Source organism: Micromonospora lupini (assembly GCF_026342015.1).
GTDB classification, from domain to species: domain Bacteria; phylum Actinomycetota; class Actinomycetes; order Mycobacteriales; family Micromonosporaceae; genus Micromonospora; species Micromonospora lupini_B.
Genome location: NZ_JAPENL010000001.1, coordinates 1,436,928 through 1,450,859 on the forward strand (window position 1 = coordinate 1,436,928; position 13,932 = coordinate 1,450,859).

A 13,932-nucleotide genomic window follows, 5' to 3' on the forward strand; every position below is an offset into this window, starting at 1 on the left:
GTCACTCGAGCGGGCAGGTCCAGGGTGGCCGGGTGCCGTCCGGACCGACGAGGGTGACCGGGGTCGTGCCCTCCCCCGGCACGGCGAACACCACTGTGCAGATGATCTGGTTGGCCGCGACTGTCGACAGCGGCAGCACGGCGCCGGACATCGTCACCGTGATGCCGGGCTCGTCGGCACTCGGCGTCACCGTGGCGGGCGCGGTGGCGGCCGGTACCTCGCTGCTGAGCCCCGCGCTCCGCTCGCTCGGTGTGGGACCGGCCGCGAGCAGCGTGAGCGTCGCGGCCGCTGACGAGGGACCGGGACTGGGTTTCGTCGCTCGCAGGACAAGCGCCAGCTCGCCGTGCGAGATCAGGTAGAGGCCCGCGCCCGCCGACGAGCCGCTCACCGCGGAGCGGCCGGTGATGACGTCGCTGGGCCGGACTCCGCAGCCAGCCGTGAGCACAGTGAGCAGGAGCCCGACCGCGAGCAGCGTCCGCGCCACGCGCCGGCGCGGCACCGTGCGCCCACGGCAAGCGCGGATCACCGTACGCCTCCGGCGTCCACGGTCTCCGCCGCCACCCGGGGCAGGCGCAGCGTGAACACCGCGCCGCAGTCGGGGGCGTTGCCCGCGACCAGACTTCCGGACTGCCCGGCGTGCCGGTGCAGGCGCGCGTTCTCCCAGGCGATGGCGAGGCCGAGGCCGCTGCCCTCGGAGCGGGTCCGCGCGGTGTCGGCCTTGTAGAAGCGGTCGAAGACGTGCGGCAGCACCTCCGGATCCAACCCCGGCCCCTGGTCGGCGACCTCGATCGTGATCCAGTCCGGTTCGGCGCGCAGGCGTACGGACACCGGCTCGGCGCCGTGCCGGAAGGCGTTGCCGACCAGGTTGGCGACGACGACGTCCAGTCGGCGGGGATCGAGCCGGGCGATGACACCGGACGGCAGATCCGTGCGCACCCGATCGGCCCAGCGCCGCAGCCGCAGGGTCGCGTTGACCGCCGCGGCGACGTCGACGTCGTCGAGGGCGAGCCGGGCGGTGCCGGAGTCGAACCTGCTGACCTCGATGAGGTCGTTGACCAGCTGGGTGAGGTTCTGCGTCTCCTGACTGACGAGCCGGGCGGCCTGCCCGGCATCCCCCGGTAGCCGGTCCGCCTCCTCGTCCAGCACATCGGTGACCGCCGTCATCGCGGCCAGGGGCGTACGGAGTTCGTGCGACACGTCGGCCACGAAGCGCCGCGCGTCGGCCTCCATCCGCCGCAGCTCACCGACCTGACGCTCCAGGGTTCCGGCGGTGTCGTTGAAGGTGCGGGCCACGTCGGCCAGTTCGTCGACACCCCGAACGGTCAGCCGGGTGGACAGGTCACCCTCGCCGAGGCGGCGTGCCGCGCGGCCCAACTCCCGTACCGGCCGCAGCACGCCCTGGGCGGCCAGCAGGGCCAGCAGGACGGCGAGGACCAGGGAGAGACCGCCGGTCACCCACGCCAACGTGGCGAGCCTGTCGATGCTCTGCTGCTCGGAGGCGAGGCTGCGCACCGAGTAGACCTCCAGGCCCGACGGCACGGACGTTCCGTCGGGCCTGTCGAACCTGAGCTGCGTGCCGATGAGCAGCGCGGGCCTCCCGACGCGGTCGACGCGCTGCCAGGCGATGTGACCGTCCGCCACCTCCTGACGCAGCTCCGGCGTGAGCGCGTCGATCTGGTCGACGCGCTGCGACCACAGCTCCCCGTAGCGGACCACGGCGTCGCCCTCCCGGTCGGAGAGGCGCTGGGCCAGCAGGTCGAGTTCCTCCTGGGTCGGCGGCAGGCTGACGACCGGGTACACCTTCGACAGCTGGTCGGTGAGCGACGCCACCGCCGCGTCCTGCGCCTGCTGCAGGATGACGGTCCGGGCCTGGAAGTAGCTTCCGCTGGCCACCACCGCAGTGGTGGTAAGGCCCAGCAGGGCGAAGGCCAGGAGCAGACGGACGCGCAGGCCCAGTGCCATGGCGCGGGCCCAGTGCCACGGGTTCACAGCGGCCCGAACCGGTATCCGAAGCCGCGTACCGTCTGGATGTAGACAGGCGCCGACGGCTCGTCCTCGATCTTGGCGCGCAGCCGCTGGACGCAGGCGTCCACCAGCCGCGAGTCGCCGAGGTACCCGTGCTCCCACACGGCCTCCAGCAGTTGCTGGCGGCTGAGCACCTGGCCTGGCGTGTGCGCGAGTTCGAGCAGCAGCCGCAGCTCCGTCGGGGCCAGGCTGACCGGAGTCCCGTCCTTGCTGACCACCAGCGCGGCCCGGTCGATGGTCAGGGCGCCGTGCTGGTGCAGACCGGACCGCTCGGGGCCGGGACGCCGCGAGTCGCCGCCGGTGCGTCGCAGCACCGCCCGGATGCGCGCCTCGAGCACCCGGGCCTGCACCGGCTTGACCACGTAGTCGTCGGCGCCCGCCTCCAGCCCGGCAACCACGTCCATGTCGTCGTTGCGGGCGGTGAGCATGATGATGGGCAGGTCGCCCTGCTGCCGGATCCGGCGGCACACCTCGAAACCGTCCATACCGGGCAGCATGAGATCGAGGACCACCACGTCGGACGCCGCCGTCCGCAGCCGTTCCAAGCCCTGCTCGCCTGTCGCCACGGCGACGACCGTGTGGCCCTGCCGGGTGAGCGCCAGCTGCAGTCCGTCACGGACCGTCTGGTGATCTTCGATCAGCAGGACCTGTGGCATGCCGTCAAGTATTCCATCATGAGAGTTATTCGCCTTTGGTCGATGTCTCGCGGTCGGGTATCGACCCGTCAGCGCCGCGCCGTCCGGACGTCAGTCGTCACCAGGCGCTCCATGGCCCCCGGTTCGGCCGGTCGCTGCCGCTGCGGCGGACCGAGCGGTCCGACGAACTCCACCGACCGCACCAGGAACACCGCCACGCCCACCGCCACCACGCTCAACCCGGCCGCCGCCAGGACAGCCACGAGTGGCCCCCACGGCAGCGAGGCGGCCAGACCCGGCACCAGCACCCGAACCACCCAGCCGAGCACGATCAACCCCACCGCGCCCTCGCCGACCGCGCGCCAGGCGCGGCCGACGACCGGCGTGGCACGCGGCTGTGACGCGTCGCCGCCACGTCGGACCGTCAGCGCCGCCGCGGCCAGGCAGAACAGCGCCACGCTCAGCAGGACGCCGCCGAGCACGTCACTGAACCGGTGCCATCCCGCGATCATGGTGGCCGCCCCGATCACCGAGACGCCCGCCGCGCCCGGCACGACCAACCACCGTCGGGCCCAGCCGGGTACGACAAGCAGGAAGGCCAGCACCAGAGCCGTCGCGACCGCGACGTGACCGCTGGGGAAGCTGTTGTGGCTGGTCGAGCCCTCGATCGCGAAGTCCGGGCGGGGCAGCGCCGACTTCACCGCACCGGCCGTCGCGACCGCGCAGAGCACCGTGCCCACCCCCGCGACGCCGGCCAGCAGCCGGCGGCCGAGCAGACCGACCGCCAACACAGCGCCGAGCAGGACGGCCAGCAGTGTCGGGCTGCCGAAGGTCGCCAGGACTGTCTCCGCCGGCCCGATCAGGTCACTCGCCTGCTCGTAACCGCCGCCCCGTTCGGCGCGCGGCAGGAGCAGCCCGTCGATCCACTGACCCTGGTCGGTCCACACGAACAGCACGCCGGTGAGAGCCAGGGCGAGCAGGAAAGAGACGGCCGCGCCGAGCAACCGCAGGCACGGCGGCACAGCGGCGCGTCCGGACGGCAGCGTTCGCGCGGGGCCGGGCGACGACAAACCGACGGGGTACGACGATCCGTGAGACATGCCGACCATGCTCGGCCCACCAGGTCCGGACGCCGTCCGCGGATTGTCTTCGTTCTGTCACAACCACCGATCACCGCCGGAAAAACCGGGCGATCCCGCGTCGTTGTCGCCAAGCCGTCCGCACGGCCGAGACGTGAGACCCCATTCACATGCTTACATGCAACTATGTTTTACCCAGCCGAGACGAGCCACCACTAGGGTCAGGACGCCGATCGATGGTCGTGCTCGGCGGTGCGAAAACCATCCGGAGTGATTGTGGGGAACCGGAAGGGGTTGGGCAATGCAGGGAATTCCGGTCGCCTCGCTGGTCATCGGCATCGCGTCCTCGCCGGCTGAGCGCCGGCAGTTGGCCCGTCTGCTCGGCGGGACCGACGCCTTCCTGATCGTCTCGAACGTTGACCAGGCGCGGGAGTTCCTCGGGGTGGTCGAGATGCCCCCCGACGCGCCCGCGCCCGTCCCGACCGTACTCGCGGAGGTGACACCGAGCCCGCAGCCGCCGCCCGATCTGAGCGTCGACTCCGACCGCCGCGTGCTGCGCTGGCGCGACCAGGAGATTGACCTGACCCGGCTGGAGCACGACGTGCTGCTCTGCCTGGTCGACGCTCCCGGGCAGGTCTGGACCTACGAGCGACTGCACCTCGAGGTCTGGGGCAACAGGCACCTCGGCCGCGGGTCCGACATGCACTCCGTGGTGCGCCGGGTGCGCCGCAAGCTCGCACGACTCGACGCCGCCACCACGATCCACGCGGTCCGCGGCGTCGGCTTCCGGCTCGCCCCCGTCTGAGCGCACCCCCGACCGTCGAGATCATGGTCCGGCCCGCCTGGTCGAGGACCAGGCGGGCCGGATCGGTGCGCTACCGCTTACCGCTCAGGTGTCAGCACCGGATGGGCACCAACGCGAAGTTCTCCACTGCGGGAGTGGCGGTGTCGATCTTCGTCTGACGGGTCTGGGGCTTCCAGCCGTCCTTGGCGACGATCATCGTGAGCGGGTTGTTCCGACGGTCCACCCAGTAGGCGTACTTGCCGGCGCTGTCGGTCGCGAACGTCCACGACATCGCCCACGAGTCGACCTGGACCACCGCGCCGGCGATCGGCGCGGACGCGCCCTGGCAACTGGTCCCGGTCACCGTGCCCATCAGCTTGCCCCAGGTCTTCGGGGGCGTGGCCGTCATGGTCACCGTCACCGGCGCGACCGAGTACGGCGTGTTCTCCTTGATCGTGACCGCACCGGAGTAGGTGCCCGGCTGGTCCACGTTCGCCGTCATCCCGACGGTGACCGTGACCTTCTCACCCGGCGCGAGGGTGACAGTCGACTTGTCGATGGTCATCCAGCTGACGTCGGCAGCCGCCTCGACGCATCCCTCGAAGCCCGGCAGCACCTCGCTGTCCGGTGCCGCGTTGAAGCTGCCGGACGAGCCGCCGATCTTGTAGAAGCCACACGCCGCGCCGCCCCGGTAGCGGGCGGTGTTGGCGTTCGGCAGGTTCGACCACGAGCTGGTGGCCGGGTCGAAGGCGAAGCCGGCGTTGCTGATGGCGCCGCCCTGCGAACCGCCCACGACGAGGAGCTTGCCGCTGGCCACCGCGTACGAGCTGGCCCAGTTGTCAGTCGGCGCGTCCGCGATCGCGGTCCAGGTGTTGGCGCCCGGGTCGTAGGCGTAGCTGGCCTTCTGCGCCGCGGTGCCGTCGTTGCCACCGGTGCAGTAGAGGACGCCGTCGATGCCGCCGCAGGAGGCGAAGGCCACCGACTTCGGGTAGTTCGCAAGCGTCTCCCAGGCGTTGGTGCCCGGGTCGTAGCGGACCACACTGTTCGACATCGGCACGCAACCCGAGGTGGTGCAGCCACCGACGGCGTAGAGCTTGCCGTCGACGACCGCCTGCCCTGCCGCGGCGCGCGGAGCGGGGTTGTCGGCCAGGTCCGTCCAGGTGTTGGCCCCCGGGTCGTACGACCAGGTTGCCGCGTCCGGACCGGCGGCGCCCCAGCCACCGGTTGCGATGATCTTCCCGCCGATCACGCCCACCGTGAGCGCGTTGCGGGCATCGGGCAGGTCGGCCACCGCCGTCCAGGTCTGCGCGACCGGGTCGTAGGCGTAGGTCTTCACGGTGGAGGCGCTTCCGTCGCCACCGCCGATCGAGTACACCTTGCCGTCCAGGGTGACCACCCGGTTGTCCATGATGTTGGCCGGGAAGTCGGTGATGTCCGTCCACGGTGCGGCCTGGGGGCCGGCCGCGGCGGGGGTCGCCGTCGACGCCTTGCCGGACGCCTTGGCCGCGAACGACGTCGGGACGCTCAGCCGCTGCTCCGGTGCGCCGGCCGCGCCGAGCACCTGCTGCCGGGTCACCCGGGAACCGTCCGCCCGCAGCAGTTCGAAGCCGTCGTCACGCTCGCCGAAGCCGACCTCGACAGGCGCGCCGCCGGTGTTGGTCACGGTGAACGTCCTGGTTGCCTTGCCGTTGGGCATCTGAACCGTCGCGCTCACCTGCGTGGGCGTCACCGACAACCGGCCGGCCGCGAGGACGAAGTTCGCGGTGGTGGCCCAGTCGGCCTCGATGTCGACCTGCTTGCTCTGGCTGACGTAGTTGCCGGCCGTCGCGGTGAACTTGTGGGTGCCGGTGAGCGTCGAGTAGATCCAGTAGAACCCGTCGGGCAGCCCAGGGTCGTCCGGGGTCGCCACGGTGACCGCCTTCTCGGCGGGCCGGTCGTTGCTGGTGACGGTGGCGCCGTTGATGTAGCTGTTGTCGTTCTTGTCGCGGACGTTGCCCACGACCAGGCCACCGTCGACAGGCACGCAGGTGACCTGGCTGCCGATGAGGACGTTGTCGACCTCCCACCACCACTCGTACGAGGCGTCGTAGTAGTGGAACCGCACCTGGACCTGCGCCTTGCCGGCCGCCTGCGGGATCGGGATCTCGGTGAGCTTCGGGCCCCGGACGTCGGTCTCCTGGCGGAGCACGTTCGTCCAGGTCGCGCCGTTGTCGATGCTCAGGTCGACGTCGGCGGTGTCGTCGTTCAACTGGTTGAAGTCCTGGTTGAACCGGATGACCGGGGCCGTGACGCCGGTCAGGTCGACCACCGGGCTGACCAGGGAGGTGTCCTGGGTGGTGCCCGCGCCGTACGCGTCGCTGTCGATCATCGCGAAGTTGCCGCTGCCACCGGTCAGGTTGCCCCGGTCGCCGTCGTCGGTGAACTTCCAGACGTCACCGGTGCCCGCGTTGTCGACCACCGTCCAGCCGGGCGGCGTGGTCGTCGCGTCGAAGGTCTCGTACTCGCCGTCGGAGCCGAACGTGTAGCCGGGCGCCGTCGTGCAGGTGGTGGTGTCCACCGGCACCGCGACGTTCGCGGTCACGTTGCGGGTGCCGACCACGACCTCCTTGGTGACGGTCTGGTAGCCCGGGTACTGCGACTCGTACGTCAGGGTGTACGTCTGTCCGGCCGGCAGCGTGATGCTGTATCGGCCGTTCGACGGCGTCGTGTAGTCGTACACGCCGGACACGCCGCTCACTGTCACCTTGGCGTACAGCGGCCAGCCGTGGCCGGAGCCGTCGGTGACCGAGCCGGTGACATTGACGCGCGGCACCGCCGTCAGGGCGACGTCGAGCGTCGTTGTCGCGCGGTTGGTGACAGTCGCGGTCTTCGTGGCGCTGCCGTACCCGAACGCCGACACAACGACCTGGTAGTCGCCGGTCGGGACCTGCGTCGAGTACTTTCCGTCGGCGCCGGTGGTGATCTCACGCGAGGTCGGACCGGTGAGCGTCACTGTCGCGCCGGCGATCGGTGCGCCGGTGGCCGCGTCGGTGACCGTGCCCGCCAGGGTGCCGACATCACCGGTCGGGGCCGCGGCGAGCAGCGCGAGGGCGTCCAGTCGGCCCTCACCGTAGACGTTGTTGTCCGCGGCAGTGCCGCCGCACTGGTCGTCGGCCTTGTCGATCGCGGTGCCGTTGAGCAGCGCACGGGTGCCGTCGACGTCACCGATGAGCGTCGGCGCCGCCGAGTACAGCAGGGCGATCGCGCCCACCAGGTGCGGGGCGGCCATCGAGGTGCCGCTGGCGGTGCCGTACCCGTTGCCGGGAATGCTCGACCGGACGTTCACGCCCGGAGCGGAGATGTTGGGCTTGATCTCGCCGTTCTGCCCGGTGCCGCGGGCGGAGAAGCTGGCGATTGTGTTGTTGACGTCGTACGCGCCCGCCGAGTAGTTGCTGGCGAGGCTGCCCGGTGAGCCGCTGGTCTGGCACGCCGGCCCGCTGTTGCCGTTGGAGAAGACACCGAAGATGCCCGACGCGGCCCAGGCCAGCGTCACGTCCTCCATGAAGGGCTCGTTGGACGGGTCCCGGGTGCCCCACGAGTTGTTGATGATGTTCGGCCGCTTGCTGGCGTCCGGGTTCTGACCGCTGAGGTCGGTCGGTTCGAGCATCCACTGACCGGATTCGATAAGCGCCGCGTCGGTGGGGCAGCAGCCGTTCGCCGCGATCCACTTGACCCCGGGCGCGACACCGATCTGGTTCGCGCCTGCGGAGCCGGCCATGGTGCCCATTGTGTGCGTACCGTGGCCGTCGTCGTCACAAGGCGCGTCGGCGCACGTTCCGGCGGCGTTGAACCAGTTGTAGTTGTGGTCGAACGTGCCGTCGCCGTTGTTGCCGCGGTAGGAGTTCACCAACGCCGGGTGGTCGTACTGCACGCCGCTGTCGATGCTCGCGATGGTGACGCCCTCGCCGGTGACGCCGTACTGGGACCAGACGTCGTCGGCGTTGATGTTGGCAACGCCCCACTCGACGGCGTTGACGGTCTTCTCGTCGGTTCCCTTGGTGAGTTCCGGCAGCTTGTAGTCGACAGGCGCGTAGAGGCCCTCGACCTCCGCGTGGGCGGCGAACTTCTGCGCCATCGCCAGGGAGCCGCTGTTCACCTTGATGGCGTTGGTGGCCCAGAAGGTCTGGTACTTCGTACCCGAGCTGTCGAGTTCGGCGCGGATCTTGCCCTGGCTTCCGGCGGCGGTCTCCCGCAGCGTCTGCGCGACGGCCGCGCCGCGCTTCGTCCAGTCCTTGATGGCGCTGGCCTTGCTCAGGTCCGCCCGGTCCTTGAACCGAATCCAGAAGTCCCCTGCGCTCTTGGCCTCAAGCTGGCGGGCGAGCTCCGGTCGGATCTTGTCCCCGGTGGCGGTGCCCGCTCCCAGCGAACCGGGCGCGGCCTGCGCGCCGGAGCCGACGCTGGCCAGGCATGTGGCGGCGAGGATCGTCGCCGCGCTGGCGCTGACCAGTGACCTGGCCGTGCGTCTCCATTGTGGACGTCTGAACATCGGTGCTGCCTCCCTCAGAACGACCCAGGGGTGTAGTGGGCCATGGTGAGAAGTGCGCGAGATCCCGCTCGATGGAACCGAACGACTGGACCCCTCATGCCTCCCCATGCACCGCGCGGGTCACGCCGGTTGCCCGAGTGGACACTATGATCGAGAGGAAAGGACGATCAAGAACTTGCCGTGAGCAACTTGTCGCTAACGGTTGCCCTGCTGGCGGCGCGCTTGCCAATCATTGTCAGGACCATGACGATAACTGGGCAGGGATTCCCATCGATCCCGGGCGGTGTGGTGGCCGAGGACGACGAAACGGCGTTGGGCGGGGCTGATCCGGCAGACGACCCGTTTCCGTTGCTGATCGCGGTGACGCCGTCGCCGACCGAGCGCATCCGGCTCGCGGAGCGTCTCGACGGGATCGCGCCTCTGCTGCTGGTGGCCGACCTCGACGAGCTGCGTCGACTGATCGCGATTCCGCAGCAGCGGCCCGGGCCGCCCGGCGTGCCACCGCCGCGCCCGACGCCGACCGCCGCGCCCGATCCCGCCCTGGTCATCGACTCGGCCCGGTCCACCGCGCGGTACGGCGCCCGCGAGGTCGACCTGACCCGTCTGGAACACGACCTGCTGACCTGCCTGATCACCGAGCCGATGCGGATCTGGAGCTACGCCGAGCTGCACCGGTCGGTCTGGCACGACGAGGGGCGCGAGCGCAGGGCGGACGTGCAGTCCCTGGTGAAGCGGCTGCGCCGCAAGTTGCGGGACCTCGGCGCCGGTGCCACGATCGAGGCCGTACGCGGTGTCGGGCTGCGCCTCACCGGCAGGCATGAGCCGCAGATCGGGCGTGCCTGACGGCTGCCTGATGTGGGCAGTTCCTCAGCACGCCCCGCCCCGTTTTCCGGTAACCGGGAGCGGTGGACCGGCGACCACGTAACGTGAGATGCAGCCGATCGACGGCGAACGCCGGACGTGCGTCGGGCCGCCAGGTGGCGGCGGAAGCCGCCCGGTCATCCGCCGGGAGTCCGGTGCGATTCCCCTGCCCGGGTGCGATCCGGGCCTGCGCGGATTCCGCCCCGGGGGCAATGCGACGGTACGCGGGCTTCGGACAGCTCCTGCCCCGCCGGCCTGCCCACTCACCCGCAGGAGGTGCGGAGCCCATGCTGTCGGTATTCGACCCTCGGCACACAGTCGCTCCCCCGGGATACAGCCGCTGGCTCATCCCGACCGCGGCGCTGGCCGTGCACGTCTGCATCGGCCAGGTCTATGCGACGAGCGTCTACAAGAACTCCCTCATCGCGCACTTCGACGCCAGCCAGACGGCGATCGGGGCGATCTTCAGCATCGCCATCGTCATGCTGGGCTCGTCGGCGGCGGTGGGTGGCCGGTGGGTGGAGCGCAACGGCCCCCGCCGGGCCATGTTCGTCTCGGCCTGCTTCTGGGCCACCGGTTTCCTGGTCGGCGCGCTCGGCATCGCGACCCAGCAACTCTGGCTGCTCTACCTCGGCTACGGCGTCATCGGCGGCATCGGACTGGGCATCGGCTACATCTCGCCCGTCTCCACGCTGATCAAGTGGTTCCCGGACCGGCCGGGTCTCGCCACCGGTCTGGCGATCATGGGATTCGGCGGCGGCGCCCTGGTCGCCGGCCCGCTGGCGCGTCAGTTGCTGTCGCTCTACGACTCCGACTACAACCCGGCCAACCCCGCCGCAGTGGCGTCGGGTTCCGCGCTTGTGGGGCTCTTCGTCACGTTCGGCATCGGCTACTTCGTGATCATGATGTTCGGCCCGTTCAACGTCCGGGTTCCCCCGCCGGACTGGCGGCCCGCCGGGTTCGACCCCGCCCGCGTCGCCACGCGGTCGCTGGTGACGAGAGCGAGCGTGTCCGCGTCCAACGCCGTGCGGACCCGTTCGTTCTGGCTGCTGTGGATCGTGTTGTTCTGCAACGTGACGGCGGGCATCGGCATCCTGGAGCAGGCCAGCCCGATGATCCAGGACTTCTTCCGGGACAACGGTTCCACGGCCGTCTCGGTGTCGGCCGCCGCCGGCTTCGTGGGTGTGCTGTCGCTGTTCAACATGGCCGGCCGGTTCGTCTGGTCGACGACGTCCGACCTCATCGGCCGCAAGCCCATCTACCTGATCTACCTCGGCGTCGGCATGGTGCTCTACGCCCTGCTCGCCGTGGCCGGCCACGCCGCGACAGCCGTCTTCGTGCTGATCGCCGCGCTGATCATCTCCTTCTACGGCGGTGGCTTCGCGACCATGCCCGCGTACCTGCGGGACCTCTTCGGCACCTTCCAGGTCGGCGCCATCCACGGCCGGCTGTTGACGGCCTGGTCGGCGGCGGGTGTCGCCGGGCCGTTGATCGTCAACCGCATCCTCGACACGCAGGGCAAGCCCGGCACGCTCACCGCCTCGGCGTACCGTCCCGCGCTGTTCACAATGGTCGGTGTCCTCGCCATCGGTTTCGTCGCCAACCTCCTGGTCCGCGCCGTGCCCGACCGGTTCCACGAGCCGGACCGGGGGTCGACGTCGCCGGTGGCGCGCGCCACCGTCACCGAGCCGGTCGCGCTCGGCCCGCAGAGCAGGCCGCCGGTGCCCGAGCACGTCGGCGGCCAGACCGGGCGGCTCTGGTTGTCCTGGCTGCTCGTCGCGGCGCTGCTGGGCTACGGCATCGTCCAGACCGCCATCACTGCCGCGAAGCTGTTCACCGGCTGAGCGCTCGGGCCGCGCCGCGCACGGGCGGTGCCTCGCGCGGGGCGCTGCCGCCGCGCTCAGCGGCGGCCGTCGGCCACCGTCGGGCCGTGCTCGGCGAGGCGCTCCCGCTGGGGTACGACCGTGTACCGCGGATCGCGCGCCGACACGGTGCCCGCCTCGAAGATGCCGAATCGGGTGGCGACCGACGAGGCCAGCAGGGCCGCGCCGGCGAACACCGACAGGGCCCGGCTGCGCCGACCGAGCAGCGCGGCGACCGCACCCACGCCGAGCAGCACGTTTCCCGCCCGGACCAGCCGCCCGCTGTGGCCGTGCCGGTAGGGCTCACCGGTGATCCTCAACCGCTCCATCCGGTGGCCGCCGACAAGCTTGATGGCCGCGCCGGCGACCGCGAGCCGCCGCAGCGGCACGGTCTCCGCGGCGGGCGCCGCGATGAGGCCGACCCCGGCGGCCGCCGCCAGGGCGCTGCCGCCGAAGACGAACGGCAGGAAGGGGTACGCGTCGTGCCAGGCCGGTACGGCGGTGTCGGCGAGCAGGACCCCGGTGTACGTGGCAAGCGCCGGAGCGGTGGCCGCCGCGGCCAGGCCGGCGACGTCGCCGACGGAGGGCGCGAGCCGGCGGGCGAGGCCGAGCACACCGTGCTGCGGGAGCCGTGGCCCGAGCTCGGCGACAGCCGCCACACCGGCGACCGGTCCGAACACGGTGAGAATCCAGGTGCCCACCGACATCGGTGAGGTCAGCTTGGCGACCCGGAGCATGTGGTGGAAACGCTCCGGCCGCCCGAGGTCGTGCACCAGCAGGTACGCGCTGGCCACGGTCCCGCCGAGGGCAGTCCAGCGGCCCACCCGACGCAGGGCGGGGCGTCCGGTCAGCTGGGCTCCCGCACCGATCAGCGCCCCGCCGGCGGCGAGGCCACCGGTGAACAGGTAGCCGGCGATGTCGCGCTTCCACACCGGCGCCTTGAGGATCGGGCGGCCGTAGTAGGAGCTGAAGTCGGCAGGCGGCACGGTGAGCTGCTCGCCGTCGTGGCCGCGACCCCGACCGCGCCCCCGGGGCTGCCCGTCGGGCCGGTCGAGGTGGGCCTGGAACTCGCGGAACCGGGCGCCGACCGGCTCGTGCGGCGGCGTCGCGTCGGTCATGGCCGCCTGCCCAGGAACGCGACAGCCGTGGCGGCGGCCATCGTCAGCGCGGCGAGGCCCGCGCGTTTCCACATGGCCGGCAGGTCCCGCGTCGTCACGATCGGATCCGGCGGCAGCCCGTACACCTCCGGCTCGTCCAGCAACAGGAAGAACGCCCCGTCACCACCCACACCATCGTTCGGATCGTGCCCGTACAGACGCGCCTCCGGAACACCCCGCTCCCGCAACGCCTCCACCCGCGCCGCCGCCCGCTCCCGCAACTCGTCCAGGGGCCCGTACTGAATCGACTCCGTCGGACACGCCTGCGCACACGCAGGCGTCATCCCCACACCCAACCGGTCATAACACAGCGTGCACTTCCACGCCCGACCATCATCCCTACGCTGATCGATCACCCCGTACGGACACGCCGAAATGCAGTACCCACAGCCGTTACAGATGTCCTCCTGCACCACCACAGTCCCGAACTCCGTCCGGAACAACGACCCCGTCGGACACACATCCAGACAAGCCGCATGCGTGCAGTGTTTACACACATCCGACATCATCAACCACCGAAAATCCGACCGCTGCTCCACACCCGTCCCCCGCCCCGGCGGCTGCCCACCCGGCATCCCCAGGAACTCCGGCCCACCCGACATCCGGGCCGCCGCGACAGGCGAACCGGGTGGCAGACCCGGATCCGTGCCGGTGTCGGCGCTGGTCCGCGCGCCCACGGCCGCCGTCGCCGGGCTGACCGCCGGCCCGTCCGGATAGCCCTCGAACGCCGGCACCTCCCGGCCGACCGAGCGCGGCTGCTCGACGAACGCGACGTGCCGCCACGAGTTCGCGGTCAACGCCCCCGTGTTGTCGTACGACATCCCCAGCAGATCCAGACCACTCTCCGGAACGCCGTTCCACTCCTTGCAGGCCACCTCACACGCCTTACACCCGATACACACGCTCGTATCGGTGAAGAACCCCATCCGCGGCGGCGCATCCCCGTAACCGGCGTCCGACGCCGGATCGAGCGGCCCGTACAGGGCGTTGGCGTGGGGCATCGG

Annotated in this window: 10 protein-coding genes; 3 read left to right on the forward strand and 7 right to left on the reverse strand. The window is 71.0% G+C overall.

All coding sequences use genetic code 11. The annotated features are described in order from the left end of the window. Position 1: 1 nt before the first annotated feature. From OOJ91_RS06605 to OOJ91_RS06620, 4 genes are all read right to left on the reverse strand, one after another. Positions 2–484 (reverse strand): hypothetical protein, encoded by a 483-nt coding sequence (locus OOJ91_RS06605; RefSeq protein ID WP_266243594.1) that lies wholly within the window; start codon positions 482–484, stop codon positions 2–4. A gap of 38 nt (positions 485–522) precedes the next feature. Beyond that, a complete protein-coding gene (locus tag OOJ91_RS06610) occupies positions 523–1,989 on the reverse strand; it encodes a sensor histidine kinase (RefSeq protein WP_266243596.1) in 1,467 nt (488 codons plus the stop codon). Further along, positions 1,986–2,681, reverse strand: coding sequence for a response regulator transcription factor (locus OOJ91_RS06615; protein ID WP_266243598.1), 696 nt, complete (start codon positions 2,679–2,681; stop codon positions 1,986–1,988). Before OOJ91_RS06615 ends, OOJ91_RS06610 begins: the two co-directional genes overlap by 4 nt. Positions 2,682–2,749: 68 nt before the next feature. Continuing rightward, positions 2,750–3,760, reverse strand: a complete 1,011-nt coding sequence (locus OOJ91_RS06620; protein ID WP_266243600.1) for a phosphatase PAP2 family protein — start codon at positions 3,758–3,760, stop codon at positions 2,750–2,752. 280 nt (positions 3,761–4,040) lie between these two features. Between OOJ91_RS06620 and OOJ91_RS06625 the strand changes: the two genes are divergently transcribed. After that, positions 4,041–4,544: a winged helix-turn-helix domain-containing protein gene (locus tag OOJ91_RS06625; protein ID WP_266243602.1), complete on the forward strand. Its 504-nt coding sequence runs from the start codon at positions 4,041–4,043 to the stop codon at positions 4,542–4,544. A gap of 91 nt (positions 4,545–4,635) precedes the next feature. On the opposite strand, the gene OOJ91_RS06630 is transcribed toward OOJ91_RS06625, so the two are convergent. Then, positions 4,636–9,048 (reverse strand): S8 family serine peptidase, encoded by a 4,413-nt coding sequence (locus OOJ91_RS06630; RefSeq protein WP_266243603.1) that lies wholly within the window; start codon positions 9,046–9,048, stop codon positions 4,636–4,638. Between the two features lie 243 nt (positions 9,049–9,291). On the opposite strand from OOJ91_RS06630, the gene OOJ91_RS06635 reads away from it, so the two are divergent. Together OOJ91_RS06635 and OOJ91_RS06640 are read left to right on the forward strand one after the other, a co-directional pair. Then, positions 9,292–9,891: a winged helix-turn-helix domain-containing protein gene (locus OOJ91_RS06635; protein WP_266243605.1), complete on the forward strand. Its 600-nt coding sequence runs from the start codon at positions 9,292–9,294 to the stop codon at positions 9,889–9,891. Positions 9,892–10,196: 305 nt separating this feature from the next. Further along, entirely contained in the window at positions 10,197–11,753 is a 1,557-nt protein-coding gene (locus OOJ91_RS06640; RefSeq protein WP_266243607.1) for an OFA family MFS transporter, read from the forward strand. A 56-nt stretch (positions 11,754–11,809) separates the two neighbouring features. Here OOJ91_RS06640 and nrfD read toward each other — a convergent pair whose 3' ends face one another. Both nrfD and OOJ91_RS06650 read right to left on the reverse strand, forming a co-directional pair. Continuing rightward, positions 11,810–12,889, reverse strand: coding sequence for an NrfD/PsrC family molybdoenzyme membrane anchor subunit (gene nrfD, locus OOJ91_RS06645; RefSeq protein WP_266243609.1), 1,080 nt, complete (start codon positions 12,887–12,889; stop codon positions 11,810–11,812). Then, entirely contained in the window at positions 12,886–13,929 is a 1,044-nt protein-coding gene (locus OOJ91_RS06650; RefSeq protein ID WP_266243612.1) for a 4Fe-4S dicluster domain-containing protein, read from the reverse strand. The genes nrfD and OOJ91_RS06650 overlap by 4 nt, the downstream gene beginning before the upstream one ends. Between the last annotated feature and the right edge of the window lie 3 nt (positions 13,930–13,932).

Excerpts from the sequence above, each read along its gene's own strand:
- OOJ91_RS06625 (WP_266243602.1), top strand. The coding sequence starts at position 4,041 with ATGCAGGGAATTCCGGTCGCCTCGCTGGTCATCGGCATCGCGTCCTCG.
- OOJ91_RS06640 (WP_266243607.1), top strand. The coding sequence starts at position 10,197 with ATGCTGTCGGTATTCGACCCTCGGCACACAGTCGCTCCCCCGGGATAC.
- OOJ91_RS06650 (WP_266243612.1), bottom strand. The coding sequence starts at position 13,929 with ATGCCCCACGCCAACGCCCTGTACGGGCCGCTCGATCCGGCGTCGGAC.
- OOJ91_RS06635 (WP_266243605.1), top strand. The coding sequence starts at position 9,292 with ATGACGATAACTGGGCAGGGATTCCCATCGATCCCGGGCGGTGTGGTG.
- OOJ91_RS06620 (WP_266243600.1), bottom strand. The coding sequence starts at position 3,760 with ATGTCTCACGGATCGTCGTACCCCGTCGGTTTGTCGTCGCCCGGCCCC.
- OOJ91_RS06615 (WP_266243598.1), bottom strand. The coding sequence starts at position 2,681 with ATGCCACAGGTCCTGCTGATCGAAGATCACCAGACGGTCCGTGACGGA.
- OOJ91_RS06630 (WP_266243603.1), bottom strand. The coding sequence starts at position 9,048 with ATGTTCAGACGTCCACAATGGAGACGCACGGCCAGGTCACTGGTCAGC.
- nrfD (WP_266243609.1), bottom strand. The coding sequence starts at position 12,889 with ATGACCGACGCGACGCCGCCGCACGAGCCGGTCGGCGCCCGGTTCCGC.